The organism is Cupriavidus sp. Agwp_2 (genome assembly GCF_040784895.1).
Taxonomy (GTDB): Bacteria; Pseudomonadota; Gammaproteobacteria; order Burkholderiales; family Burkholderiaceae; genus Cupriavidus.
Window position 1 is genome coordinate 61,226 of sequence record NZ_CP088085.1, and the last position, 26,469, is coordinate 87,694.

A 26,469-nucleotide genomic window follows, 5' to 3' on the forward strand; every position below is an offset into this window, starting at 1 on the left:
TAGGCTACTTCCGCGTCTCCGACGCATCGACCTTGCCGACGTTGTCGGCACTCTTCTTTTCCATCCCGTTGGGGCTTCCCAACGCGGAGGCTCCATCTATCCATTGGAGCCTTTATGAACCTCTCTTCTCGCACGACTGGTTTGGCTGTCCTTGCGACCGTCTTTAACCTGCTCGCCGTCCTCTATTTCTTGCAGATTACGCCTGACGATCGCGTCGCGATGATGCAGGTGTCCATCTGTTTCGACTTTCAGTTGCTGATTTGCACTGCCTGGCTCCTCGTCAAGCTGTTGTTCCCAGCCAAACCTTCGTTGTCGCGCTGAGCGTCCAAAGACGAGGTTCGAGCCGTTCGGTCACGGAACCCATCCGCGATCTATTTTCCAACCCGCACGGGAATGCCTCCCGTACCGGCCGGCTTCCGTGCTCATCTCAATTCTAGCCATGGAAGCTTGCAAGAAATCGGCCCTTTCGAGTGACCTCGGAGCGGCCAAGTGGAACGTCGTCGATGTAGTACGCGACATTCTTGGTACTGAGGCAGTGGCACTGGTACAGAGCGATGTCGAAGCCGGCAAGACTCTCATCAGGCACGGCGAATGGGCAGGGTTCTCGCCCGCCGTCCACGGCACGATGCAGGACTCGATGGCCGAACTCGGCATCAAGCCGACGAGCCTTCCACCGGTAATCGAACTGCTAGACCTCGATGCGTCGGACGCAGCGAGTGTTGCCGCAGCTGCGCACGAAGCATGTCACGCGTGGCTGTACCAGCGCTTCCCTGAAAACAACCTTTACAGGGATGAGGCGTACACCAACCGGCTAGCCGGAGAATGGGTGTCCGCCAATCTCCAAGGCTTTCAGCAGCACGTTGCTCGCGAGGCCATCCTCGTAAGCAATATCCCCTACGGTCTTAACTGACCGATCTGCCGCGCCATCCCTCGTGGATGGCGCGGCACCAACATCGAGCGTCCGATTGTTTTGGACAGCCCTCTACCCGCTGGGAAAACTTCCCGATGGGAGGCGTTTCCCAGCATGCCATTAAGGAAGCGCCATGTTTATCCAATCTCTCTCCCTCGAAGTCGGGCCCGTTCCCGCCGAAGAATCATGCGCCCAGGTCGGACAGCCCGACTACGAGGTGCAATCGCGTCTGGAATGCGCGGTCTACATCCGACAACTGAAGCGAGTCTTCGGCAATCCGGATCGCCACACGCTCACGTTTGAGCGCCGTGGCTTTCCCCACGATCTCGGTCGGTACCATGAAGTCGTTGCCATCATGACCCCCGCGGGCGCGGAGCTCTTTGACGAGGCCAACGTGCCGACGAGTTGGGACACCATTGCGCGCGCTGAGCTGACGTGGCTGCTTCTTCAGGCCCGGTGGCGTGAGCAAGTCGTCTCGGGACTTGTCGACATGGACGATGTGCCGGTGTTCTTCTGCAGCAGCATGATCCCCGACTTTCCGGATCATCCCGCGTCGGTGTGGTGGGCGATGGGGTTCTCCCCCCTCCCTGCAGGCGCAGCAATCTCCGTGCACTGAAGGGGTCCCATATGACTCAGGTGCAGATTGCGGCAATTGACGAGCAGCTGGTGCAAGAGGCGATCTTATGGGATGACCTTTCCTCCGCGCTAGCAGTGATCAGTGCGGTGGTAGATCTGGGCAATTGCCGAATTGCAAGCCTTTACTTCGACGGGCCAGTGAAGCACGCGGCATGGCGACTTGCTGACGATTTAGCCCGGGCGAAGTGGCTGCGCAACTACGCCGACGTATCGAAGCACTGGATCGAGGCTGACAGCGCTACCAACGCCAAGCCAGCGTCGAGCCGCTCCGCTACGGTCGACGTGGATCTCGTCACCACGTCAATGATCGATGCTGCCGTGCAGGAGAGCGACCTCAATGAGGCGCTGTACCCCTTGCAGCGTGCTGCTGGCATTGATGCTGGCGACGTGGCCGGTGTGTTTTTCAGCGGCGACGACAAGAACGAAGTGACCTGGCGAACGGCACATCCACAGCAACGCAAGTCGTGGCTTCTGGAATACCTGGAGCTGGAGCGCGGCATGGACGCCGCGGAATGGATGAACGACGCCGGCGCTTAGCCGACAATGCCCACCAAACTTTAACCCCAACGGGAGACTCCCGTTGGGGGGTCTCCCCTGCCATTCTTGAGAGACCACTATGTACAAGGACATCATTGAGCAGTTCATCGCCGCACAGAAGGCGGCCCACGCCGCGTATGCTGCGGCTGCAGCGTTTGAACGCGAGACTGTCGCCGCGATTCCTGATCACTATCGATCGATTGAGCTTCGCAGCGAATACAGTACGGCGCAAGAACTGGACAAGTTCTGCCGCTCGGTCGCCGGCGGCGTGGTCAATCGCGCCCGCCGTGAGTTTGCCCCCGCTGGCGCTCGGCTTGATATTGCCCACGAGGATGAGTACAAGCGCGCCGGCCTGGATATCGACGCGGCCCTGAGGGCCGGAAAGATTCCCGACATCGACGGGCTGTGGGCATCGATGGCCCGCCGCTACGGCGGCCATGGCGGCGCGGAGCTGGCCTACCAGCAGGCCGCCCAGCGGATCATTTCCGGCTTTGGCCTCAATCGCAAGCGCGAAGTCAAGCGCACCGCCTCGGCAGTGGTCCTGCGCAAACACGTCACCTCCGAAGCCTGCTATCGGCGGACGGCGCGCAAGGTAGGCTACTACAGCTACCAGAGCACGGCAGACTGCCTGTCCGGCCTCGCCACCTTTGCCGCCAAGGCGGGTCATCAGTTGCTGGCTGGCGGGCTCAGCCAGGTCAACGTGCACGACGTTGAGTACAACTACCGTGAAAAGCTCAGCTATCCCGGTCTGGACATCGTGTTCTTTAAGGACGCGTGGGAATTCAAGCTAGCCCACCAGGTCGCCGACGATCTGATGCTTTTCCTCGGCGAGTACGGCGAGGCGTTCATGCAGGAAGCGGCGTAGGCCCCATGTAAACTTTTACCGGTGGCGCCTATGGGCGCCTCGGCCTCTTGGAGTGAAAGTCATTTACAACACACGCATTGAGGCATTCCGCGCAGGGGAGACCCTAGCCGGACCCCAAGCTATGGCGCCATCGTCGGCCGACCTCAAACGGTTCTGCCGCAAGCAGGTCGCCGAGATCATCCAGCGGGCAGGCGTCGAGTTTGGCATCGACGGTGCCCCCATCGCCATCGACGAAACACGGCTGCCCATCGACGACTATCCCAACATCTGGGAAGCTATCCGCGCCGGTGTCGTGCCGGATCTGGATCGCTTTTGGAATCTGCTGCGCGAGACATACGAGGCCGACGGGCCCGCGAAAGCGGTGTGGCAGACAGCGGCCACGCTCGTTCGTGCCTTCGGCGTGGCCAGCAGTTCGGCCGTGCGCCGCTCCACTGTCTTCGTTCGCCTCAAGCTCGTTGCGATATCGCAGACGGTCAGCTATGCCTCGCGGCCCTCGCGCCAACTGCATTTCGGCTCGTATGGAGCCTGTTACGCAGGCATTCGCAGCACTCGCGGTCTTTGCGCGTCGCAATGGACAAGCGGTCCTGGCCAGCTGCTTCGCGCAGCTCCATCCCGCCGATGTGTTTGAGTCGCAGCAGCGGCGCACTTTCCCAGGCCTCGACGTCATCCAGTACAACGAGTATTGGGAGTTGCGCTTCGCCACGCCGGTCGCTGACACGCTGCTAGCGGTCGTCCAGCGGCATACCGTCATATCACCTCAGTCCGCATAGCCCCCCATTGCTTGCATCCCCTTAACGCCCCGCCAGTGACTTTCACCGGCGGGACTCCTTCTTTTCTGGAACCCAGCATGTCAAATTGGTACGTGCCCTTGCGGGCGATTGTTAGCCTTGGCTCCCAGGCCGAGAAGATCGCCAACATGGGCGAGTTGCACGCGGCGCGTCAGCGCCATCTCTCCCAGTTCTTTACGCCAGATGCCATTGCCCGCCTGATGTGGGGAGCTGTGGCCCACTGGCAGCCCAACCGGAAGGTGTCGATTCTCGACAACTCGGTCGGCTCGGCTCGTCTGCTGCAGTTCGCGGACCCGGACACGCACAGCTTGTATGGCGTGGACGTGCACCAACCAACGATCGAGGCGGTTCAGCAAGCCGTCGAGGCGGCTGGCTTTGACGGCAGTTTTCGGCACGCCAGCATGGAGGAAATCCATCCGAAGCGCTTCGATATCGCCCTCATTAACCCGCCGTTCTCTATCCATCTGGAGTCGCCGCACCTTAAGCCCTACGACTGCACAACCTGGGGCCGCTTCGGCGCGAGCACCAGTGCCCTGAGCCACGAGTATGCGCTGTCACAGGCACTCGACGCGGCGCAGATCGTAGTGGCATTGCTGCCCGCAACCTTTGTCGACAAGTTCGCCGGCCGGCTCATCGCTCACGGCGAGCCGTTCAGCGATGCCGCCAGGCGCGTAGTGGGCGTCTTCGACTTGCCATCGAGCGCCTTCCGGGAGGAAGGGGCGGAGGTGCGCACCTCCATTGCTGTGTTCGCGCGTTTTCGCATGCGAGCCAGTGATTTCGTGCGGCAGGCCGTGTCGGATCTGACCCAACCGCTGCCCGCACTGGAGCTGCAGGCCGAGGGTCGCCTTTATGGCGAGCCGCGGCTTGGTCACCAGCTGCTGGACGACCAAGGTCCGGCCATCACGCGCCCGGTGACCTCGCAGAAACGGGTACGCGTCTCACATGACGGCCGATGGATCGTGCTTGGATTCGACTGCGGGTTCGTCGAGGCGATGGTGCTCAACCGAGTGCTGGAGCGCCGCATCGTGTCGCTGGAAGGCCAGCGCCTGCCGCGTGGCTTTCGCTATGCAGGTACGGGCCGGGTGGATCTGGAGGCCTACCTGGTGCAGCCCGATCCTATCGGGGCATTGGGCGAGCTCGTCGGCATGGTGAAGGCCGCCGGCGGTGAGCCGGAGTTTGCGCCAGGCTTCCTCGAGCACTTCCGCCAGCGTCTGCGACGCAGCAAGCGGCAGGCATTGCCATTGCGCCATGTGGCCTGGACGACTGGCGTAGGCGCCGCCGATACCATAGTCGGCACGGCGACGAAGACGCATCTGGTCGATTCGTCGGTTTGGGGCGGCCCGGTGATCAAGGCCGGCCAGGCAGTGCGCTTCGATCGGCAGGCCGACGGCCGCTACCAGTATCAGGTACGCGACAAGGCCTACGTCGTCTCGTTTGACGAGATCACCACCCGCTACAGCTTCGAGAAATCGGCGCAGGCATGGGAAATTGTCCACGAGGGGCTGGCCAAGCGCTACCCCGGGCAGGCCGAAGGGTTGCGCAAGCGGCTGCTGACGCTGGGCATCGACCGGTGGCTGGATTGGCAATTCCAACAGGAAGACCTGGTTGAGCTGCTACTCAAGCCCAACGGTGCGGTGGCGGCGTGGGAGCAGGGCTGCGGCAAGTCGCGTCTCGCGGCGGGCCTGATCCTGCTGTCGGGCGTCAAGCACGGCCTCATCGTTGTCGAGGCACGCCTGATCGCCGAGATGCGCGCCGAGCTGGAGCAAGTCATGCCAGCTTCGGACGTCCACGTGATTCAGTCGTCTGAAGACCTGGTGCAGCTGGGTCGCCTCAACCTGATCGCCTATGAGCGCTTGCGCATGCCCGTCGACCGGCAGGCCTCACGCCGAGTCACCTACGCGCACCGGCTGCGCCGTCGCATCGGCCTGCTGGTGGCCGATGAGGGGGAGCGACTGTCCAATCCGGCCAGCGACCAGAGCCGCGCGCTCTGGCAGCTGTCGGCGAAGCGGCGCTATATCCTGACCGGCAGCCCGATCGCCAACTATCCGCGCGACATTTTCGGATTGATCGCGTTCACGGGCGGCGACGGTACTGCGGCCCAGCCTTATGGCTACCGGCGTGGCTACCTGGAAGCGGACTGGCTCGCCTCGGTGCAGCATGCCGAGCGCGGAATCGACCGGTTCCGCAGCGACTTTGTCGTACTGGAGTGGGTCACCTGGGAATTCGCAGAAAGCCTGCAGGATGGGGCCAAGCGCGAAGTGCCCAAGATCGGCAACTTGCCGCGGTACCGGCAGATGCTGGCGCCGCACGTAAAGCGCCGGTTGGTGTGCGAGCCCGATGTAGCCCGCTATATCCGCGTCGAGCCGCCCGCGGTCGAGGTGGTCGAGACGGACTGGGACCCTGCGCACTTGTCGCTCTATCTGCGGACGGCCGATGAGTTTGCTCAGTGGTACCGGGACGTGCGAAAGGTGGAAGGGAAGTCCAACAACCTGATCGCGATCCTGGCTCGCATCCGCGCCGTGCATTTCGCCGCCAACTACCCGCAGCACGGGGTGGATCGTGTCGGGGGGCTGGCGCAGTTGACCAGCAAACAGCGCGCGGTGATCAAGCGGCTGGAAGCCATCGCCGCTGAGGGCAAGCAGGCCATCCTGTTTGCGGAGAACCCCGGGGTCATCAACCTCATCGCCACCCAGTTGAAGGCGAAGGGAGTCGAGACGGTGCCGTTTCATGGCGGGATCCCGATTGCGAAGCGCGTGGCCGACAAGGACAAGCGCTTCGTGGGTGGAAGTGCCACAGGACTGTTGTGCACCAAGGCGTCGGGCCGGGCGGGCTACAACCTGCCCAATGCCGACTATGTCCTCTTCTATGACCGTTCGTGGACGTGGCGTATCGAATATCAGGCGATGCGACGCGCGCTGCGCTGGAGCCGGAAAGGGCAGTTGAAGGTCGTCTATTTCCACCTGCCGGGAAGCATTGACACCTATCAGGACCAGATGGTGGCGCACAAACGGGATGCCATTGAGGCGGGCCTGGACTGGGCGACGCCGGAACTGGAGGACGAGGCGTTCCTGCACATGGACACGCTGTTGGACGAATTTGTAGACGATCTTGCCAAGCTGCACGGCCGCAAGGCCCGGGATCAACGTGATCTGCTCAAGGAGGCAGCATGAAAGTTGATAACTGCACCATCGCCATCGGCGAGGGCGTGGCCACCGTAAAGCGCCGCGGCACTCGCGTTACCGCCGTGGCGAAGATATTGGGCACCATCGAGGCGGATGGGGTCGAAGTGATATGCCTGGACCGGCTGGTGCACGGCATCCACGAGTCGGAGCTGGACGGCTGGCACGTGGCCGGCGCCGTTACCACGCTCCTGTCGCGGCCGATCGGGCCGCGGCAGCCGGTGTAGCAATAGGGGCCGACCCGAACGTTCCAGCGCCGCGGCCATGTGCCGGCGGCGCAGTCGCCGGGATGGTCGGTTGTCGCAAACTTAGGACTTTGATGCAACGCCCTCCGGTTTCCCGGAGGGCTTTTCTTTTTGTGCGCGCAGCGCGCATGCCAGGTGGTGTGGGCCGCGACGGAGGGCAAACTTTCATGTGGCGGCGAGAAAAGTCGCACAGTCCGTCGAAAGGCATAGCAAATTCGAGAGCTTTCGGGGGATGAGATTGCCGGATTGGCAGTTATGATGGATTCCCGTAGCGTGCCCCGCTACGATGCCCTTACGTGTAGTTCTAGCCCTCGAATGAGGGCTTTTTTTCGCGGCCTTTCAGGGAGGTGTAGCGGTCATAGACATGCACCACCCTTCAGGCATGACGCGGTCAGTTACTAGCGCAGAACCGTATCGAGTCGTCACTCACCGCAGGGTTAACGTCAAGCAGTTGATGCAGGAGGGGCCACCACTTGCTGCGGTTGCGCTGGGCCTCCATGCTGTGCTCTTCCCAGAAGATCCATTTGGAGCCTTCCGAGTTGCCCGGCGAGTTGCTGAACTGGAATAGAGACACCTGTGTCTTGGAAGGAGCCTGCTCGAAGGCCCTCTTCACTTCCCGGCAGGCGTCCGCGGCCCAAGTGTTCATGCAGGTTGCACCATCCCAGCGGCAGGAGAAGATCAACTTGTCGGTCGCGAAGTCGTCCTTGTTAAGCCCGAGGATCATGCGCTCCGGCCAAGTGCGGCTCGCGTTGGGGTAGTTCCGGAACGTTTCTAGGCTGGCAGCTGGGATCACCAGGGCGACTCGATAGAGGTCTTGATTCGGCAAGGTATTAGAGTCGCTGATCCGTTTGCAGTATTCAGCATAGCCAGGCCGCTCGCAGTCTAGAGGCTTGGTCGCGTCTCCCAAGGCGTTGGCCGCCACTAAGGCGCCGGTGCTGTGAGTGAGAATGCGAACCGGCTGACTCGACGGCAAGGAGCGCAACAGATCCCGTAAGGCCAGGCCGACAATAGGTGCGTTCCACTGCGCCTCACGCCAAATGAACACCGGGACGCCCGACTGCACCATGCCGTCCCAGTGGAGCCGCAACACTACGGCGTCGCGCTGCAGCTTCCGGACATCCTCGGAGACCAAGTGGTACCAAGCGTCGGCAGCGGTGTAGTCGTTGTTGAACCCGTGGATAAGGATGACCAGGGGGCGAGTTCCTTGAGTACGTTGCTGGATTTGCTGCACCAGGCTTGCCCGGAGCTTGGTCTGAACGAGGTTCCATTGCTCGTCAAACGTCCCGGTATCGGTCACCCCGGCCTGCGAGCGCATCTTAGCCCAGCCTTCGGGGTCCGCACCGCGCTTATAAAGCGCCTCCAGGGATGCAAAGTCGGCAGAGTGTTCACTGACGGCCGTCATTGCATCGAGCTTAACCTCGACCTCCTGCCCTGGATACAGATTGCCGTGACGATCGACGAAGGCGACGAGCTCCTGGGCGGGGACCACATGTTGCGCTGCGTCCCGGCGTTCTTTCGCGCTGAAGACGACGGGCGAGGTGCTGCAGGCCGACTGCAGTGCGATGACAGCCAACGCTGTCAGTAGGCGGATAGTCTTGCGAGTTCTTTTTAGTTTAGTCACGTGTGCCCCTCGGCGTTGATTGGTGGCAAGGCCTGGCGGACCTTGCTCACTTCTTGGCGGCGAGAAGTATAGCGACGGAAATGCGCCCCGCATCGAGCGTCGGATGCCCCTTGCGGGGGATATATATGTCTTTACATTTGACGGAAAATTTGTGGGTCGTGAGTTGACCTCTCTCGATTTCCCACCCGTAGCTCGCCACAGTGCGGACTTTTTTTGTCGATCCCCAAGTCGCCTTGGGACTCGGGCGCTGGCGCGCCGGCAATGCCACGTTGACAGCGTAAGCAAAGCCACGAGGAACCGCGTAGCCTCAGTGGCGTGAACAAGACGATTGGTATATCCTGTCGCCTACTTCAGCGTCCCTGACGCATCGACCTAGCACCGCCTGGTGCGCAGCTGTTTGCAGTAACTTGGCTTCCCGCTTTGCCGGGCCGCCATGCCTTCCTTTCTTATCCCATCGGGAACTTGTTCCCGGTGCGGCAACGGGTTCCCATTTCCGTTTCGGAGAACCCCATAATGAATCCCACCATCGCCGTAGGTAAGATCAACCCTGGCCGCAATCCGCGCAAGTATTTCGATCCTGCCGAAATGGCCGAGCTGACCGATTCCGTTCGCGAGAACGGCGTCATCCAGCCGGTCCTGATTCGTCCGTTGGGCGAGGAGGTGTTCGAGCTGGTGGCCGGCGAGCGCCGTTTGCGTGCCGCGAAAGCGGCGCATGGCGACGACTACCAGATTCCTGTCACCATCCGCAAGATGAGCGAAGAGGAAGCCGACCGGCTCGCCCTCATCGAAAACGTCCAGCGTGCGGACATGGCGCCTTCCGAAGAAGCCGTGGCTGCCGCGCGGATCGTCGGACAACTCAAGGGCGACCGCGAGGAAGCCGCCAAGATCCTGGGATGGTCCCGCTCCACGCTGGACAAACGCCTGGCGCTGATGAACTGCAGCACGTCCGTTCTGGACGCGCTCAATACCCGCACCATCCAACTCGGCCACGCCGAACTGCTGGCCACGCTCGCCAAGGACAAGCAGGACAAGCTCCTGCCTGTGATCGTGAGCGAGAAGAAGTCGGTGGCCGAATTGAAGAAGACCATTGAGGCTGCGGCGTGCAGCCTCGCTACGGCGATCTTCGACAAGGCTGAATGCGCTGCGTGCCCGCACAACTCGTCGTTGCAGACGGAAATGTTCGGTGAGGCCATTGCGACCGGCAATTGCACCAACCGCGCCTGCTACACCCAGAAGACCGACAAGCAACTGGAAACGGTTGCCTACGGCCTGAAGGATGAGTACCCGGTGATCCGGATTGTGCGTGCGGGTGACAACCATACGCGCGTGCAACTGGTGGTGGACGGTCCGACCGGAGTAGGCGAAGGGCAGGCGAAGGCTTGCCACGCTTGCGAGCACTATGGGGCGGCTGTCAGCGCCCTGCCGGATAGTATCGGCAAAGTCTTCCGCGGCCAGTGCTTCGATACGGCTTGCAACAGCAAGATGATCGCGGCACGCCTAAAGGCCGAGCGCGACGCCAAGGCGAACGCGCAAAAGCCTACCACAGCGGCTGCGGGTGCCTCCACGACTGTCAAGGGCTCGACCACGGCTCCGGCTGAGGAAAAGCCCGTCACGCACATCAGCGAGACCGAGAAGGTGAAGACCTACCGAGTCGCGCTGTGGCGTAAGGCGTTGCGGCGCGAGGTTGCAAGTATTCCCGAGACGGCCAACGTCTACTTGCTGGCGGTGGCTTTGTCCGGCCTCTCGCGCAACATTAGTGGCGACACCATGGGCAAGATCTTCGAGAAGCTGACTGACGAGAAAGCTTCGTCCACCGACCTCAAGAAGAACCTGGCCACGGTGCAAGAGTTGGATGGCGGCAAACGTGCCACGCTGACCACAGCGATGACCGTCGCGGCCATTGAGGGGATCGAAGTCAATCACCTCGTGGCGATGTGCCAGTACCACAAGCTGGACCTGCGCCAGCACTGGAATCTGCAAAAGTCCAAGGACTTTCTGGAGCTGCTGACCAAGTCAGAAATGAAGGTGCTGGCCGACGAACTGGGCCTGCGTGCGGCGCTTGGTGACAACTTCGCCAAGGTCTTCAACAAGTCCAAGCCGGATCTGATCGAGGCATTGCTCAACGTCGACGGATTCGATTACGCAGGCAAGCTGCCCAAGGTTCTTCGATTCTGATCGCAATCGACCGCCTCCCGGCGGTCGCTTTTCCCAATTTACTCATCTTTTCAAGGATTTCCCAATGTTTCAGGAACTCGTTCCGCTCGTCGCGGCGTGCGACAAGGTCGTGCTCACGCTAACCATGAAAGGTGACGCGATGGCTGTTGTCGTTGCACCGGTCGTTTCCAAGGCCGCTGATGCGGCGTTGGCCACGCCGCTCGCTCTGACCGCCTCCGCGGCGGACCTGGACGAGGGCTTTTCCCAGGCAATCGCCTCGGTGTCGGTTTCGCATCGCTCGTTGGCCGAACAGGTCGAAGCCACGGCTTCGATCCTGAACGCCGCAACCAGCGCGCAATCGACCAAGGCGCAGAAGGCGCTATCCAAGGCCAACAGCAAGCCGGTCGCATCGTCTTCCGATGATGCGGATGGTACTGACGGCACGGACGACAACGCGGAAGGCGAGGGCAAGGCTGCGGGCCCGGCACCACAAGCAACCTCGCCCGAGCAGATCGGTACTAATCTCGCCGATCTGCTTGGATAAGGAGCGACACCATGAGCCTGACCGTCCAGCAACTGACCCGTGAGTTCACCTACAACGGCATGACCCTGATGGATCCGGGGCCGGCATTCACGCCCGACCAGGTGCGCGACATGTACACCGCCCAGTACCCCGAACTGACCACCGCCACGGTGGACGGCCCGGAGCACAACGGCACCGTCATGCGCTACACGTTCGTGCGAGCCGCCGGCGCCAAGGGCTGCCATGCGTAAGCGTGACTTGATGCAGGCGCTGTCCACACCGGACTTCAACCTGCCTTCCGACCAGGAGCCGCCCGAAAGGGCGGTTTTTTTACATTCTGAGGAGATGGAATCGTGTTGTTCGATCCTCGGCCCGTTGATGAGAGCCTCCCTGCATCAGAGTCCGGCTGGACGCTTTCGCGACAGCCTAGCCCTGCCCGACGTCGAGCTGCCAATGGTTTTCTGACGTTACCGACTCTGCCGGATGACGTTCCCGCTCGCGGGAAGGTCAAGTACGGCGACAGTAAGGACGCACGCCTCCTGATCCGCCAGCACTTCGCGTGCGATGGGCTGGATGCTGCGGATGTCGACGGTGCTACCAGCGCCGGCGATGCGTTTGCCCAAGCGATGTTTGCCTGGCTGCGCCGGCGTGTTTCAAAGTACCAGCGTCTTACGTTCAGTTTCGCGCTGCTGGACCAGTCTGCCGCAGTGGATCAGGTCAGTCAGTTCGGATGGGACGGCGAGGTCGATGCGCCCCTGTATCTGGCAATCGAGCTGCCCGACGAGAACGTGTTCGAGATCGGGCCGCGCGCTGATGCCATGCGCCGTGCCGATCCGGCGCTGCTCTTCACAGCCTTACAATTGGTCAGTCAGGCAGCTGGGAAATCACTATTCCTGCGCACGCCCGACGATCTGGCAGAGATGTTCTCCAGATGGTGGTGGGACTACGATGCCACGATGAGTGATGAGGAAGCGCGAAAGCACCTTGCTGAGCGCTTCGGAGACGAGGATAGCGAAGAGATTGAGCGCTATCTCCCGTCGGCTGTCTTGCCTTTGCTGGCCCCCGACGATGCCGTGCCCTCATACCGGCGACTGGACAAGTCCATGAAGCTGAATGTGCTGACGCCCAAACAGCTTGAATCGCTCGCGGCGCGCAAGCGCGGCGTTGCGCGCCGAATCTGCCTCGCGTTGCTGCATCTGCACGAGGTACTGGCACGCACTCGTCGTAGTCGTGTTCTCGATGGTTCGCAATGGGCGGAGCCGGCGTACTCGGCGGCAACCATTGCTATGTGGCGGGAGCACTGGGTCGGAGAAATCCTTGATGACCATTTTGAGTGTCTCAACAATGCAGGCGACGCCACGATGTTCCAGGCGTTGATTCCGCTGAAGAGCACAACGCGCGAAATCCGCCGGCAGTTCAAGCAACTGGCTGACATGATTGACGTGATCGGTGCACTTGATCGCGTTCTCACCGAAATTTCTGAATAGGAGGGCCCCACATGGCCGAAATTCATAGCGCATCTCGCGAACATGACGTGGCCCTCCAAGGGGCCATTTTGCTTTATGGGCGCGACTTGTCTTCCTTCACTTATGCAACCGCACATCGGATCGTCACTGACGGCCAGACAGGCCGCCCAGCTATTGGGGCTGGTACCCCGCTCAACCGACGTGCACTAATTCAGGCGGTGCGTCAGGTTGCCGAGGCTGCGTTGCCCAAAGGCGAGTTCCTCACGCCGAACGTGCTGTCGATCAGTCCGGAGGCCATTAGCTGGTGGTGTCCGCCTGGCAATCGCCGCGTGTTCTTCACCTGTCAGGAGTTGGGCAACCGCAGTGTGGTCGTCCCTCATCCCGGACTGGTGTTTCACGCGGCGGCCAATGGCTTTCGCGTGTTTGCCCTGAGCGAGGATGTGCGACCCAATCCAGAGTCGGTGCTGTACGAGCCGCCTTATTTCAATACCTGGGACCACGGAAAGATCTGTATCGGCTCGGCACACGTGCCCAAGCAGATCGACGTGGCTTCAATTGCCGGCTGGGAAGAGGCGTTCTTCGCTTCTGCCTTCACGCATCCGAATGTCGGTGGCACGCGTGTCGCTTACGCAGACGGTTTTTTTGCCTTCTGGCGCGACATGCTCGACGGGAAGTTCTCAACATTCCCAAAGTTAGCCCTTATCCCCATGAACAAGACTCTCGGCCAGCTGATCGCCGGGAAAATTGGAGCCTAGACATGCTGCATCCGATGGACATTACTTTGCAAAAATCCTGCCCGACAGTGATGGTGCCGCGCTTCGGCGAACTGGCACCTCTGGAAACGACGGGAGAACGCCTGCTGATCGCCGCCAACGGCGTGTTTCTGGAAGTGTCGCGGCCCTGGCTGCGCCTGGTGCGCCGCGTGGGCCGGTTCGACATCAAGACTGCGGTGCCATATGGCACCGCGGCTGCCGCGACGGACCTACGCTGCGGCAAGATCCCCGCTCACCTGATCGGGGAATTCGCCGAGATGGCACGTGCAGCCATGCCCAACGAGACCGGGGGCTGGATCGTCTGGAATTCAGCTACTGGCGCATTCCAGTTGGTCCCGGTCACGATCCTTTCGCACGGCCGCGATCACTTGGACTACGACAGACCGGCGTTGGCAGATGGCGAGGTGCTGGTGGTGGACTGCCATTCGCACGGCAAGTTTCCAGCAGGCTTCTCACCGACGGACAACAAGGACGATCAGCATGACGTGAAGTTCGCGTTCGTGATGGGGAACTGCCTTGCTGCAACACCGTCGCTGTGCTTGCGGCTCTGTGCCAAGGGAATTTTCGAAGCGGTGGACCGAGTACCGGGCAACTGGTACGCGGCTGCACGGGCCCGGGAGGTGGTGTGATGACGTTCGAACACCATATCCCCGAAACGATGCGATGCAATGCCTGGCAAGTGGTGGTGGTAGGTGCGGGCGGTACCGGCAGCGCTTTGCTGCCGGCGCTGGCGCGTCTGCACCACGCCATGCTCGAACTCGGCCACCCCTGCGGGATCGAATGCACGGTGTACGATGACGACACGGTGAGCGAAACGAACGTCGGCCGCCAGGGCTTCTATCCGAACGACGTCGGCCAGCACAAGGCGACGTTGCTGGTGAATCGCCTTAACTTGCTGATGGGCACCCGCTGGGAAGCCATGCCACGACGGATCGGCAGCCAGGATCGTTTTCACTGTGACATGGCGATCGGTTGCGTGGACTCCCGCGCGGCGCGCAAAGCCATTCTTGATGCGCTCAAGCGCGGCCGAGGTGGCTACTACCTGGATTGCGGCAACGAGACCGACCGCGGTCAGGTCATTCTTGGCCAGGTGGGCGGCAAGCGGGAAACTCGACTTCCGCATGTGGGCGACCTGTTCCCGGAACTGATCGATCCCAAGGGCGACAAGGCCGACACCGGGCCGTCCTGTTCGATGGCCGACGCGCTGCGCAAGCAGTCGTTGGTCATCAATCAAGCGATCGCGGTGCAGGCCTTCAACCTGTTGTGGACGCTCTTCCGGCAGGGCACGCTGAAGTATTCGGGCGTGTTCGTCAACCTGGAGGCTGGACGCACCAATCCGTTGCCGATCGATCCAGCTGCATGGGCCCGATTCGGCTACGCCGTGGCCGCCAGGCCCACGCGCAAGCGTGCCAAGGCGAAATGAGGGCGCGTCGATATTTCATACACCCACCCCCGAACTGATGTTCGGGGTTTTTTTTGGTTCATAGCCGCTCCGCGGGGTGACTGAGGGTCGCAGAACGACCCCTCTGAGTCATTCGCGCACGGCTCAGCGTGCGACCGCATTTTTGGGCCATAGCTGTCGATCGCAACGTCCCACCGGCCCCCTCCTTTCATGCAGTGGGTGATTTCTTGCCGCGCCCGCGCTAGCGACTGGCGAGGCGCGCTTGTACCCCGCCTGTCAGGCGTTCTGCGCCCAGGGCGATTGACGGCGCAGCACATCCATCCGCGCGTAGAAATCGTCCACCTGTCGCTGGGCGGATCGGCGCATCGTTTCGTTGCGCGCCTTGATGATGTCCGCATCTTCCTGTGCTCCGGCCTTGCCGACTTTACGCGAGGTGTCCTGCACGAACTTGCACAGGGGATAGCGTGCCTCGCCAAAGGCTCGCAGCGTGGTCTCCACGTCGACGTCACGCGACACCATCTCCGCTAGCAGCACTGCGTCTTCGAGCGCCATCGCGCCGCCTTGTCCCATAAAGGGTGTGGAGGCGTGCGCCGCATCACCGATCATGATCACACGGCCACGGTGCCAAGGCAGGGGGGCGGCGACCTCCTCCACGGCGGTGTAGAGCACTTCGGCGTCAGCCGAGAGCGCGTCTAGAAATTGGCGCGCCGGGCCATCGAACTCCGCGAAGCGGGCTTGCATCAGCGCCGGCCAATCGGCCCGTTCATACCATTGCCCGGCGGGTTCAGGCAGCGTGCCAAACAGGTACAGTTGATCATCACTGATCGGCATGATGCCAAGCCGCTTACCGGTACCCATCATCATGATCTTCGCGGTGAGGTCCTTCGGACGCGGATGCACGCTGCGCCAGACGCCAAGTCCGGTATAGACAGGTTCCAGCGGGCCCGCGACCAGACGACGGATCTCCGAGCGAATGCCGTCTGCCCCGATTACAAGGTCATACCGGCCTATGGTGCCATCGGATAGAGCGACGGTGACGTACTCTGACGTGTTCTGATCGATCCGGACGGCGGTGGTGCTCAGACGGACATCGACGCGCAGCGCATCGAGCCGACTGGCGAGGATGCGATGCATCTCGGCCCGACGAATGCCGACGATCGGCGCAATGTCCGGGCGCCGAGACGGGTAGTACGTATCGGTGATCGGATCGCCGCGCTCGTCCAGGTAGCTGTTCCGGCCATCGGCAATGGCAAAGCCACCCGACACGATTTGCGGCAGTACGCCAAGGCTGCCGAGCGCCGCCAGTCCGTTGTGATAGATGAATATGCCAGAACTCCGGAATTTCCATTCTCGCTGCTTCTCCAGCATCGTCACTCGCACACCAGCCTGTGCCAGTGCAATGGCCGCCGCACAGCCGGCAATTCCACCCCCCACGATCAGCGCGTGTTCCATCTGCTTCATACCCAAGTCTCCTTATTCGCCGGTGCAGGCGACTGAGCGGAATTATTGGGCGGTGGTTATGCCACGCTCAACCTCCGGAAGGCCGGATTCGGGCACCGATCGTCCGGATCGGCAGCGTGTGGGGGCGCGGAAACGTCATGGCGCCCAGGCGTCACGCTGGTATTGGGTGGGCGACACGCCTATCCAGCGCTGGAACGCGCGTGAAAATCCTTTTTCGGATGCATAGCCAGTCGCTTCGGCAACATCGGCAATTCGTGCGCGCGGCTGGCGCAGCCGTTCGGCAGCCAGGTTCATGCGATAGGCACTCAGGTACTGCATCGGCGGCACCCCCAGCAGCACACAAAAGCGCTCGAAGAAGACCGTGCGCGACAGGTACGCCACGGCAGCGAGCTGGGCAATGCTCCAGTGCTGTTGCGGCGCTTCCTGCATGGCGGCAACGGCGCGCGCGATGCCGGGGTCGTCAAGGACGTTCGGTGTGCCCTGACGCGCGGCCGCGGGCGTGCTCAGATACTCGCCCAGGATATGCACGAGTAGCAGGTCGCCCATGCGTGCAGCGGACAACTGCCAACCAGGACGCTGGGTCAGCGAGTCCTGCACCAGCAGTTCCATCGTGTTTGCCAGCGTGTGCGCCAGCGCCTGCTCATTGGCACGCAGGACGATCAGCGGTGGCAATTCCGCCGGGATGGTGCCCACGTCCAGCGCGGGCATCCACAAATGCAGGGAGAACAGTTGCGTGGGTGGGATGTCGGTGCTGCCCGTGCTATCCCCGCCATATGTCAGTTCGATCGGATGGTCGCCATGGCGGCCGATCATGTGCGCCTGCAGCAGATCGGCGAACGGCACGACGCGATCACCGGGGTCGCGTGTCGATGACACCGTATGAGGGGTGCCGCGGGGCAGCATGACAATATCGCGCGGATCAATCTCGACAGGCGTGCCGCCATCGGTGCAGATCCAGTACCCGGGACCGGAGCACATGCGGATCAGCGCCCCCTCGGTGCCGGCCGAGTGCAATGCCCACGGTTCGTGGAGCCGGAAGCTTGCCGTCACGGCGCGTTCGGCCTTGCATGCGGAAAGGAGTCGGCTCAGGACGTCATGCGGTCCGGGATTCATCGTCGGGAAAGTGAGGTGCGCGGGCCATGGGATTCTAGCTCAGCGTCTTCGGCGGTTCCTGCAAATGTCAGCGTTGGCCGACTTCGGTCATTGGCGCGATAAAGATCAAACGGCAGAAACTGGCCGGCAAGCGACCGCTGGCCGGCCAAGTCCTTAACTACACTTCGGTCTGCTCAGCCATCTCGAGCGCGTCGTCCACTTCGATGCCCAGGTAGCGTACTGTACTTTCCAGCTTGGTATGGCCAAGAAGCAGTTGAACGGCTCGCAGATTCTTCGTACGTCGGTAGATCAACGCCGCTTTGGTGCGTCGGATGGAATGCGTTCCGTCAGCCGAATCGTCAAGACCAATGGAGGCGACCCAGCGATGAACGATCCTCGCGTACAGTCGTGTCGACAGATGCGGTGATGCATGCAAGCGACTCGGAAAGAGATAGTCGCCCAGCTTGAGTCCGCGAGCATAAATCCAACACTGAACGCTTTGGCGAGTTTGTTCAGTGATCTCGAGCTGCACTGGCCGCTGAGTTTTCTGCTGCAAGACTGTTGCCCTCGCGCCAACCTGGCTGCCAATGCAGATGTCCTGCACGCGCAGGCGGATTAGATCGCACGCTCGGAGCTTGCTGTCAATGGCAAGGTTGAACATCGCCAGTTCGCGAACATTCGTCGTAAGCTGAAGCCGCGTTCGTATCGCCCAGATCTCATTCAATTTCAGTGGAGGATTCTGGCCCGTCAGCCTCCCTTTGTTCCACGGGACGTGACGCGTTTGGTCGACAAAGGTGTTTTCCATGACGGTCTCCATTCAAATGAAGGGAAACTAGTCTGCGCCTCTGCCGGCGGTCGCTGATCGACCCGTTACGGCCATCCCTACAGTTCTCCGCGAAGGTCCGAATGCTGGCCTACAGCGGACACACATGAAGTCATTTCGAGACCGTAGAATTGGGCGGCCGCCCGAATACTCTTCGCGCCAGGCACTGTCGCCACGTTCGATGCGTGCGCCCATCGATAACCGGAAAAGGTCTTCACGCTACCAATCTGATAGGAGAACGCAGGTTCGCGCGGGAGGGGGCTTAGCCGGGGCAAAGCAGCGCCCCTATAGCCCTGTCGGTAAACACTTGGCGAGAGCGCTCTGAATAACCTTGATGATGTAGGTTTGCCGCTGACGCTGCATGCGCGCCAGCGGCGCTGCCACGCTGACGGCTGCCAGAGGCACCCCGCCCGCCGCCGGAACTGCGAACCCCACGCCGAGCGTGTCCGTCGCTACGTGGTTACCGATAACGGACCATCCGCGCTCGCGCGTGGCTTTCAACAAGAGGTGCATGCGATCAGGCGTCATCCCGCCATAACTGCTCAGCGTAAAGGCGTTCGCATCAACGATTGCTGCGGCCTCGTGTTTGGGCAGCGCAGCGAGTAGCGCTAATCCGGCGGCGCCCACGCCCAGAGGCTGACGGCGGCCAACCTGCACGATCAGCACCTGAACGGGAAACGTGCCGATCTGCCGGGCGATGCAGTGAGATTGGGCGCCTTCGCGCACCACAGCAAATGCAGAGTCCTCGGTAATTTCGCTGATGTGTCGCAGCACCGGTTGCAGTCGCATCGCGAGATCGTCCACTGGCGTCGCGCCGCTGGATACTTCTTGCAAGCGCGGCCCCGGCACGTACCAGTATCTGTCTCGCTTTGTCACGTAGCCAGCGTTGATCAGCGTGCTTAACAGCCTATATACGGTTGCCCGTTCGAGCGCGCAAATCCGCATGATCTCCATGACGCGGATGCCCTGGTGAGCGTGTTGCCGGACGCAGTCGAGCAGGTCTAATCCCCGTTGGAGCGATCGGTTGCCATCATCGTTGGGCGCTTTCGTCACTTTACTTCACCTGTTCGTTTGTCCGGCTGCCGGACATTCTAGCCTTCTCAGCGAGGCAAATAAGCGGAAAACTTCATGGCAGCCGAGCCCGCAGTGGTCACCCCACCAGTAGAGCCCGACGGCACATAACTAGATTGGAGACGAGCATGACCATGGGAATGTTGCGCCTACGGCGCAGGCAAACACTAGGCGCCTTGATGCTGGCGACGACGCTGGCGCTGGGTCCCACCTTCGCTACGGCGCAGGGCACTGCGGCGGGTAATTATCCAAACCGGCCGGTGACGATCATCGTCCCGTTCGCTGCAGGCGGCGGCACCGACATCGTGGCCCGTATGCTTGGCAATGAACTGAGCAAGCGCTGGAAGACCAGCGTCGTCGTCGAAAACAAGCCCGGCGCGAGTGGCCAGATCGGCAACGCGATGGTGGCGCGTGCGAAACCCGACGGCTACACGCTGCTGGTGTCGACGACTGCGATCATCCAGGAGCCGAGCTTGTACAAGCATGTGCCTTACGCGGTGTTCAAGGATTTCACGCCGCTTGCGCAGATTGCGACATCGACCAGCTACCTCGTTGTTCCCGCCTCCACGCCGGTGCAAAACGTGGACGAGTTCGTCGCCTACGCGAAATCCAGGAAGGGGCATATCAGCTACGGGTCAAACGGCAATGGCGGTTCCGCGCATCTGCAAGGCTCGCTGTTCAATGTGAGCAACCAGCTTGACATGGTCCACGTGCCCTATGCCGGGTCGGCCCCATTGATCACGGCGCTGCTGGGCAAGCAGGTGGATGCCGCAGTCGTCGATATCTCCTCCCTGCGCGCACACCTGCAGAGCGACAAGCTGAAGATCCTCGCCGGTACCGGCCAGAAGCGCAATCCCCTGCTGCCGCAAGTGCCCACCCTGAAGGAAAAGGGGTTCTCCGGGTTCGAACCCATCGGCTGGTACGCCATATTGGGTCCGGCGGGGCTGCCCGAGCCGCTCAAGCAAACCATCTCGGACGCCCTGCAGGACGCACTGAAGCAACCCGCGGTCATCAAGCGGATCGAGGAACTTGGCCTGACGCCGGCCCCGCTTCCGGCGGATGCCTTCGTCCAGCAGATGAAGGCCGACAGCCCGCAGTGGGAACGGATGATCAAGGCCGGCAACGTCACCATTGAATAGGAACGTACATGTCTCACGAAGCCCACCAGGGGTCCACCGTAGCGGACCTCATCATCACCGCGATCGAACGCTTCCCGGATCGCATTGCCTTCCGGAACGACGAGGCCACCGTCAGCTACCGGGCACTGGGCGAGAAGATCAGCCAGATCGCACAGTACTTCGATAGCATCGGGCTGCAACCTGGCGACACTGTCGCGCAGCTCGCCGTCAACCGGTTCGAAGTCTTCGCGATCATCGCCGCCGTATATATGCGCGGCTTGCGCTCAGTCACGCTTCACGCCATGGGCAGCGAGGCCGACCACGAGTATGTGCTCGATGATTGCGGAGCCAGCGTGCTGATCGTGGATGCCTATCACGAGGCGCGCGGCATGGCGCTGCGCGAACGCTGCGGCAAGGTGCGGACTTGGCTGTCGCTGGGTGAGATTCCAGGCTTCGATGACCTGGGAGATGCCATCAATGACTATCAGCCGGCGCCGCTCATCGCCTATGGCGATTCAGAGGTCATCGTTCGCCTGGCCTATACCGGGGGAACGACTGGCCGCCCCAAGGGGGTGATGCTGTCCAACCGCGCGCTCGCGACCAATGTGGTAATCGATCTGGCTGTCAAGGAATGGCCGGAGGAGATCAAATACCTGTGCGTGGCGCCAATCTCGCACGGGGCCGGATCGCTGGTGGTTCCCACGCTGATGCGCGGTGGCTGCGTAACGCTCATGCGTAGCTTCTCCGCCGGCGGCGTGATTGACACGATCAACAGGTACGGCTGCAACGTGACCTGGTTGGTGCCGACCATGCTGTACGCGCTGCTGGATAGCGAGCGCGTGTATGAGGTCGATTGGTCCAAGTTCCATTCGCTGATCTACAGTGCAGCGCCCACCTCGCCTTCGCGCATCCGGCAGGCGCTGAATCTTCTGGGCCCGATCCTGATCCAAAGCTACGGGCAGACGGAGTCGCCCAACTCGATTCTGATCATGGGCAAACAGGATCATTCGGGTCTGAGCGACGCTCAACTGGCGTCTGCGGGGCGCCCGTCGCCTCTGATGCGCGTTTGCCTGCTTGATGCAGAGGGCGTCGAGGTGCCGGCTGGCGAGCGTGGCGAGGTGTGCGTGCGCGGACCGCTGCTGATGTCTGGGTATCTCAACAATCCGACGGAAACGGCATCGGCATTGAAGGGCGGCTGGCTTCACACTGGCGATATTGCCTACAAGGACGTTGACGGTCTCTACTACATCGTCGACCGCAAGAAGGACATGATCATCTCAGGCGGGTTCAACGTGTATCCGAAGGAAATCGAGGACGCGATCTGCGCGCATCCATCGGTGGCTTCGGCAGCCGTGATAGGCGTTCCCGATGAAAAGTGGGGCGAGCTGGTCATGGCCTATGTGCAACTGAAGGATGGCTGCCAGTTGTCGGAAGAAGAGATTGCCGCAACGGTGCGCGAGGCCAAGGGTGCCGTGGCTACCCCCAAGCGCGTGCAATTCATTGACGCGTTGCCGCTTACAGCTCTCGGCAAGATCGACAAGAAGGCGTTGCGGTCGCTCCACTGGAACGCAGGCCAGCGTTCTGTCCATTGAAGAGTCTTGCCATGAACGAAACCCAAGCCTATATCTGTGGCGCCTACGAGCATCCGACTCGGCACGCGCCGGACAAGTCCGTCGCCCAGCTCCACGCCGAATGCGCCAAGGGTGCCCTCGCCGACGCGGGGCTCACGCTTGCCGATGTCGACGGCTATTTCTGCGCGGGCGATGTGCCGGGCGGCACTCCATTGCTGATGGCCGACTACCTGAACCTACGGTTGCGCTGGCTCGACAGCACGGAGCTTGGCGGATGCTCTTACATCTCGCTGGTGTCGCACGCCGCCGCCGCCATCGCGGTGGGAAAATGTTCGGTAGCACTGATCACCATGGCGGGGCGCCCTCGCAGCACCGGCCAGTCGGTAGGCATCAAGCCACGCCCATTGAGCCCGGACCGGCCTGAAGCTGTCTGGGACAGCGGGAGCCAATGGACGATCGCTACGATTTATGGGATGGCAGCGCAGCGCCATATGCACGAGTTCGGCACTACGGCGGAGCAGATGGCGTGGGTCAAGGTGGCCGCATCGACCCATGCGCAGCACAACCCCCAGGCCTTCCTGCCGAAGCTTGTGACGGTAGAAGACGTATTGGCGTCAGGCATCATAGCCGATCCGCTACATAAGATGGATTGCTGCGTGGTCACCGACGGCGGCGGGGCACTCGTAGTCACGAGCGCGGCGGTGGCGCGTTCGCTGAAGCGGCCCCTGGTCAAGGTACTCGGCACCGGGGAAACGGTGAACACCAATCAGGGGGGCATGGTCGACCTGACCGTCACTGGCGCCACGAAGGCCGGCAAGGAAGCCTTTGCGCAGGCAGGCGTCCAGCCGAAGGACATCCAGTATGCGTCGATTTACGACAATTTCACCATCATGGTGATCATGCAACTGGAAGACCTCGGCTTCTGCAAGAAAGGGCAGGGCGGTGCGTTCGTGGCCGACGGCAATCTGATTTCCGGCAAGGGTGCACTGCCTTGGAACACCGATGGCGGCGGTCTGTGCAATAACCATCCGCAGAATCGCGGCGGCGTCACCAAAGTCATTGAGGCCGTCAGGCAATTGCGAGGTGAAGCCCATCCGAAGGTCCAGGTACCGGACTGTTCCATCGCGATGGCAAGTGGGCCTGGCCTGGTGCTCGGCGGTGGGCATGCGTACTCGGCGTTGATCCTCGAAAGGGAGTGACATCATGACACTGAAATCGTTTCAAGAAGATCCGTACGTCGCTGCTAACCCTGAGAGCCTGCCATTCTGGCGCGCCGCCGAGGAAGGCGTGTTGCTGGGAAAAGCCTGTAGTGATTGCGGCAAGTTGCATTGGTACCCACGCGCGATCTGCCCGTTCTGCGGCAGCGATCATACTGAGTGGAAGCCGCTCAGCGGGCGCGGCACAGTCTACGCGTTCTCCACCTTGAGGCGCGCGGCTCAGCCCTATACGGTGGCGTACGTTCAACTGGAGGAAGGTGCCACCATGCTGACCAACCTCGTCGAGATCGACGATAACGACATGCGGATCGGCATGCCGGTCCGAGTGGCCTTCCGGCGCACCGATGAAGGCCGTAACGCCCCAACCTTTACTGCGGAGACGGCACGATGAATCAACCGTTCCTGAATACTTCTGCGCTCATCACGGGCGGTGCATCGGGCCTAGGCCTGGCTACGGCCTCCGCATTGGTCAAGGGCGGCGCGAATGTCGTTATCCTTGACCTGCCGTCATCGCGCGGCGCCGAGGTGTGCGACCACCTCGGGCCAACGGCCTCCTTTGTCCCCGGGAATGTCCTGGAAGAAGACGACGTGCGCCGCGCTCTAGCGCAAGCGAGCGAAGCCGCGCCGTTTCGCTGGCTGGTGCATTGTGCCGGACGTGGCGCACCGGTCCGTCTGGTCGAGAAAGATGGCTCGCCGGGCTCCCTGTCCAGCTTTGCCGAAGTGATCCAGCTTAACGTCATCGGTACTTTCAATGTCTTGCGCCTGGCTGCTGCAGAGATTGCCAAGACCGCACCGCACAACGAGAGCGGCGAACGCGGTGCTTGCGTGCTGACAGCGTCTGTTGCGGCCTTCGAAGGCCAGATTGGCCAGATCCCGTACAGCGCCGGCAAGGCCGCCATCGTGGGCATGACGCTTGTGGCGGCGCGCGATCTTGCGCAGCGCGGCATTCGCGTCAATACGATTGCGCCGGGGCTCTTCGACACGCCGCTGCTCGCAAGGGTGCCGGAGAAGGTGAAGGCGGGTCTCGCTGCCTCCGTGCCGTTTCCTGCGAGGCTGGGGCAGCCCGAGGAGTTTGCAAAGCTGGTGGTCCAGTTGCTCGAGAACGAAATGCTGAACGGTGAAACCATCCGGTTGGATGGGGCGATCCGCATGCAGCCTCGTTAAGTGAGGGGGAAAGTCATGGAAGCAGATCTTCCGATGCCGCTGCGCCTCGATGGTCGGCATGTGTTCGTTGCAGGTGGCGGTTCGGCCGGACCCGGTTGGAGCATCGGACGCGCCGCGTCGGTGTTGTATGCACGCCTGGGCGCGAGCGTATCGGTTGTTGACCTCGACGAAACCTCTGCCCGCGAGACATTGCGGCTGATCGAAGCGGAGGGCGGCCGTGCGATTGCCCTTTTCGGAGACGTGGCGCTTGAGCAGGATGTCGTGCGACTCTTTGGCGAGGCGCGCGATGCATTTGGCGCTGTGGATGTGCTGCACTACAACGTTGGCATCGGCAAGGTAGGTGGCGCGATGGAAACAAGCGCGGCCGACATGGCGCGCATCAATGGAATCAACGTTGGCGGCCTGCTGCTGTGCGCGCAAGCGGTGCTGCCAGCCATGAAAGAACGGCGTCGCGGGGCCATCGTCGCCATCTCATCCATCGCAGGGCGTCGTTATCTCGGGTATCCGCACCTGGCGTATGGCGTGACGAAGGCGGCCACGGAGCAATACATCCGACTGGTAGCCCACGAATACGCGGCCGACGGTATCCGTGCCAACACGGTGGTTCCCGGATTGATCGACACCCCGCGGATTGCCAGCACAGTGGCAAAGATGTACGACGCGGAGAATTTCGATCGAGCCAGGCAGGAGCGCGCCCGACAGGTACCAGTGGGTCGCATGGGCACCGCATGGGACGTGGCTAATGCGTGCGCCTTCCTCGTATCGGACGCCGCTGCCTACATCACCGGTACCGAGTTGATGGTCGACGGTGGGATCACCGGAAAGTTCATCTAACTATGGCAAATCGACACCAAGAGGGTTCGGTGCTGGTAACTGGCGGCTCGAACGGCATCGGGCGAGCTACCATCGAGCGGCTCCTTGAGGATGGCTATGATGTCATCAACCTGGACATCGCGCGCCCCACCCACGTGCTCCCAGGCGAGACTTATGTGGAGGCGGATCTCGCAAATCCGGATTCACTTCGCGAGGCGCTTCTTAAGGCGACTTCCGGCCGGCATATTACGCGGCTGGTGAACAACGCGGGAATCGTTCGCCCTGCCGCCATTGATGTGGTCACCGCCTCGGACCTTCAGGCGGTGGTGGCGGTAAATCTAACCGCGGTTATCACCTGCGTGCAGGCGGTGCTGCCCGCCATGCGCGAGGCGAAGTTTGGCCGCATCGTCAACATATCGAGTCGCGCCGCGCTGGGGAAGAGCGAACGCATTGCCTATTCGGCCACTAAGGCCGGCTTGCACGGACTGACGAGGACGCTGGCGCTCGAACTGGCTGCAGAATGCGTCACGGTGAACGCTATTGGGCCAGGGCCGATCGCTACCGAGTTGTTTCAGCGCGTCAATCCAGCGGGCGCGCCCGCGACGACGCGCATCGTCGACGCGATTCCCGTGCGCCGCATGGGTGAGCCGGCAGAGGTAGCGCATATGGTCAGCGGACTGCTTGATGCGCGAGCCGGTTTCACGACCGGTCAGGTGATTTACGTATGCGGTGGAATGACCGTAGGACTGGCCACATGACGACGGAAAAGCTCGACGGTGAGGTGGCGTTGATCACCGGTTCCGGTCATGGCGTGGGGTAAGCGGTGGCGCTCTAGCTCGCCAGCGAAGGGGCGAGGCTGGCTAACAACGACCTGGGCGCCGAACCTGCACGCGAAACGGTGGCGCTGATAGAAGCTTGGCGGCCACGCCGTCGTTTGCGTGGGTAGTGTCACGGCGCCAGACTTCGCTGAACTGAACGACGATGTAATCGTGGAATGACTTAGAGGGCAATGGTTAAAGGCGCGGGCGAGCTTGACCCTC

The 26,469-nt window shown here is 61.8% G+C and carries 27 protein-coding genes and 1 pseudogene; 23 read left to right on the plus strand and 5 right to left on the minus strand.

Features of this window, described 5'->3' with window-relative positions; genetic code table 11:
* Positions 1 to 114: 114 nt before the first annotated feature.
* From LPA45_RS30550 to LPA45_RS30585, 8 genes are all read left to right on the plus strand, one after another.
* Positions 115 to 321 (plus strand): hypothetical protein, encoded by a 207-nt coding sequence (locus tag LPA45_RS30550; protein ID WP_317920664.1) that lies wholly within the window; start codon positions 115 to 117, stop codon positions 319 to 321.
* Between the two features lie 118 nt (positions 322 to 439).
* Positions 440 to 910 carry a hypothetical protein gene (locus LPA45_RS30555; RefSeq protein WP_317920663.1) on the plus strand — a complete coding sequence of 157 codons (471 nt, stop codon included), beginning with the start codon at positions 440 to 442 and terminating at the stop codon, positions 908 to 910.
* 133 nt (positions 911 to 1,043) lie between these two features.
* Positions 1,044 to 1,526, plus strand: a complete 483-nt coding sequence (locus LPA45_RS30560) for a hypothetical protein (protein ID WP_317920661.1) — start codon at positions 1,044 to 1,046, stop codon at positions 1,524 to 1,526.
* Positions 1,527 to 1,537: 11 nt separating this feature from the next.
* Positions 1,538 to 2,083, plus strand: coding sequence for a hypothetical protein (locus LPA45_RS30565; RefSeq protein WP_317920660.1), 546 nt, complete (start codon positions 1,538 to 1,540; stop codon positions 2,081 to 2,083).
* A gap of 79 nt (positions 2,084 to 2,162) precedes the next feature.
* Positions 2,163 to 2,948 (plus strand): hypothetical protein, encoded by a 786-nt coding sequence (locus tag LPA45_RS30570; RefSeq protein WP_317920659.1) that lies wholly within the window; start codon positions 2,163 to 2,165, stop codon positions 2,946 to 2,948.
* 121 nt (positions 2,949 to 3,069) lie between these two features.
* Positions 3,070 to 3,576: a hypothetical protein gene (locus LPA45_RS30575; RefSeq protein WP_367395310.1), complete on the plus strand. Its 507-nt coding sequence runs from the start codon at positions 3,070 to 3,072 to the stop codon at positions 3,574 to 3,576.
* 219 nt (positions 3,577 to 3,795) lie between these two features.
* Positions 3,796 to 6,906: an SNF2-related protein gene (locus tag LPA45_RS30580; RefSeq protein WP_367395311.1), complete on the plus strand. Its 3,111-nt coding sequence runs from the start codon at positions 3,796 to 3,798 to the stop codon at positions 6,904 to 6,906.
* Entirely contained in the window at positions 6,903 to 7,142 is a 240-nt protein-coding gene (locus tag LPA45_RS30585; protein ID WP_317925718.1) for a hypothetical protein, read from the plus strand. Before LPA45_RS30580 ends, LPA45_RS30585 begins: the two co-directional genes overlap by 4 nt.
* Before the next feature lie 409 nt (positions 7,143 to 7,551).
* Here LPA45_RS30585 and LPA45_RS30590 read toward each other — a convergent pair whose 3' ends face one another.
* Positions 7,552 to 8,781, minus strand: coding sequence for a hypothetical protein (locus LPA45_RS30590; RefSeq protein WP_317925720.1), 1,230 nt, complete (start codon positions 8,779 to 8,781; stop codon positions 7,552 to 7,554).
* 513 nt (positions 8,782 to 9,294) lie between these two features.
* Between LPA45_RS30590 and LPA45_RS30595 the strand changes: the two genes are divergently transcribed.
* The 7 genes from LPA45_RS30595 (at position 9,295) to LPA45_RS30625 (ending at position 15,120) form a co-directional block, all read left to right on the plus strand.
* Positions 9,295 to 10,956: a PRTRC system ParB family protein gene (locus LPA45_RS30595; protein WP_317925722.1), complete on the plus strand. Its 1,662-nt coding sequence runs from the start codon at positions 9,295 to 9,297 to the stop codon at positions 10,954 to 10,956.
* Between the two features lie 64 nt (positions 10,957 to 11,020).
* Positions 11,021 to 11,479 (plus strand): PRTRC system protein E, encoded by a 459-nt coding sequence (locus tag LPA45_RS30600; protein WP_317925724.1) that lies wholly within the window; start codon positions 11,021 to 11,023, stop codon positions 11,477 to 11,479.
* 11 nt (positions 11,480 to 11,490) lie between these two features.
* Positions 11,491 to 11,709, plus strand: coding sequence for a PRTRC system protein C (locus tag LPA45_RS30605; protein ID WP_317925725.1), 219 nt, complete (start codon positions 11,491 to 11,493; stop codon positions 11,707 to 11,709).
* Between the two features lie 102 nt (positions 11,710 to 11,811).
* A complete protein-coding gene (locus LPA45_RS30610) occupies positions 11,812 to 12,945 on the plus strand; it encodes a PRTRC system protein F (protein WP_317925727.1) in 1,134 nt (377 codons plus the stop codon).
* Between the two features lie 11 nt (positions 12,946 to 12,956).
* The gene (locus LPA45_RS30615) at positions 12,957 to 13,679 is read left to right on the plus strand and encodes a PRTRC system protein B (protein ID WP_317925728.1); all 723 of its coding nucleotides are present in this window, start codon (positions 12,957 to 12,959) and stop codon (positions 13,677 to 13,679) included.
* A 5-nt stretch (positions 13,680 to 13,684) separates the two neighbouring features.
* Positions 13,685 to 14,326: a PRTRC system protein A gene (locus tag LPA45_RS30620; protein WP_317925731.1), complete on the plus strand. Its 642-nt coding sequence runs from the start codon at positions 13,685 to 13,687 to the stop codon at positions 14,324 to 14,326.
* Positions 14,326 to 15,120: a PRTRC system ThiF family protein gene (locus tag LPA45_RS30625; protein WP_317925730.1), complete on the plus strand. Its 795-nt coding sequence runs from the start codon at positions 14,326 to 14,328 to the stop codon at positions 15,118 to 15,120. The genes LPA45_RS30620 and LPA45_RS30625 overlap by 1 nt, the downstream gene beginning before the upstream one ends.
* 255 nt (positions 15,121 to 15,375) lie before the next feature.
* Here LPA45_RS30625 and LPA45_RS30630 read toward each other — a convergent pair whose 3' ends face one another.
* The 4 genes from LPA45_RS30630 to LPA45_RS30645 all read right to left on the minus strand — a co-directional run bounded on the left by LPA45_RS30630 (position 15,376) and on the right by LPA45_RS30645 (position 19,528).
* Entirely contained in the window at positions 15,376 to 16,560 is a 1,185-nt protein-coding gene (locus LPA45_RS30630; protein ID WP_367395312.1) for an FAD-dependent oxidoreductase, read from the minus strand.
* A 135-nt stretch (positions 16,561 to 16,695) separates the two neighbouring features.
* Entirely contained in the window at positions 16,696 to 17,673 is a 978-nt protein-coding gene (locus tag LPA45_RS30635; RefSeq protein WP_367395313.1) for an AraC family transcriptional regulator, read from the minus strand.
* A gap of 157 nt (positions 17,674 to 17,830) precedes the next feature.
* Positions 17,831 to 18,457 (minus strand): tyrosine-type recombinase/integrase, encoded by a 627-nt coding sequence (locus LPA45_RS30640; protein ID WP_317926009.1) that lies wholly within the window; start codon positions 18,455 to 18,457, stop codon positions 17,831 to 17,833.
* A 303-nt stretch (positions 18,458 to 18,760) separates the two neighbouring features.
* Positions 18,761 to 19,528: an IclR family transcriptional regulator gene (locus LPA45_RS30645; protein WP_317925002.1), complete on the minus strand. Its 768-nt coding sequence runs from the start codon at positions 19,526 to 19,528 to the stop codon at positions 18,761 to 18,763.
* A 146-nt stretch (positions 19,529 to 19,674) separates the two neighbouring features.
* On the opposite strand from LPA45_RS30645, the gene LPA45_RS30650 reads away from it, so the two are divergent.
* The 8 genes and pseudogenes from LPA45_RS30650 to LPA45_RS30685 form a co-directional block, all read left to right on the plus strand.
* Positions 19,675 to 20,685, plus strand: coding sequence for a tripartite tricarboxylate transporter substrate binding protein (locus LPA45_RS30650; protein ID WP_317925003.1), 1,011 nt, complete (start codon positions 19,675 to 19,677; stop codon positions 20,683 to 20,685).
* Between the two features lie 8 nt (positions 20,686 to 20,693).
* A complete protein-coding gene (locus tag LPA45_RS30655) occupies positions 20,694 to 22,256 on the plus strand; it encodes an AMP-binding protein (RefSeq protein WP_317925004.1) in 1,563 nt (520 codons plus the stop codon).
* Between the two features lie 11 nt (positions 22,257 to 22,267).
* A complete protein-coding gene (locus tag LPA45_RS30660) occupies positions 22,268 to 23,434 on the plus strand; it encodes a thiolase domain-containing protein (RefSeq protein ID WP_317925005.1) in 1,167 nt (388 codons plus the stop codon).
* A 4-nt stretch (positions 23,435 to 23,438) separates the two neighbouring features.
* Positions 23,439 to 23,843, plus strand: coding sequence for a Zn-ribbon domain-containing OB-fold protein (locus LPA45_RS30665; RefSeq protein ID WP_367395314.1), 405 nt, complete (start codon positions 23,439 to 23,441; stop codon positions 23,841 to 23,843).
* A complete protein-coding gene (locus LPA45_RS30670; protein ID WP_317925006.1) occupies positions 23,840 to 24,616 on the plus strand; it encodes an SDR family NAD(P)-dependent oxidoreductase in 777 nt (258 codons plus the stop codon). The genes LPA45_RS30665 and LPA45_RS30670 overlap by 4 nt, the downstream gene beginning before the upstream one ends.
* 15 nt (positions 24,617 to 24,631) lie before the next feature.
* Positions 24,632 to 25,450 carry an SDR family oxidoreductase gene (locus LPA45_RS30675; RefSeq protein ID WP_317925007.1) on the plus strand — a complete coding sequence of 273 codons (819 nt, stop codon included), beginning with the start codon at positions 24,632 to 24,634 and terminating at the stop codon, positions 25,448 to 25,450.
* A 2-nt stretch (positions 25,451 to 25,452) separates the two neighbouring features.
* The gene (locus LPA45_RS30680) at positions 25,453 to 26,187 is read left to right on the plus strand and encodes an SDR family oxidoreductase (RefSeq protein ID WP_317925009.1); all 735 of its coding nucleotides are present in this window, start codon (positions 25,453 to 25,455) and stop codon (positions 26,185 to 26,187) included.
* Positions 26,184 to 26,400: pseudogene (locus tag LPA45_RS30685) on the plus strand (SDR family NAD(P)-dependent oxidoreductase); the annotation flags it as partial. The gene LPA45_RS30680 and the pseudogene LPA45_RS30685, both read left to right, overlap by 4 nt.
* Positions 26,401 to 26,469: the final 69 nt, after the last annotated feature.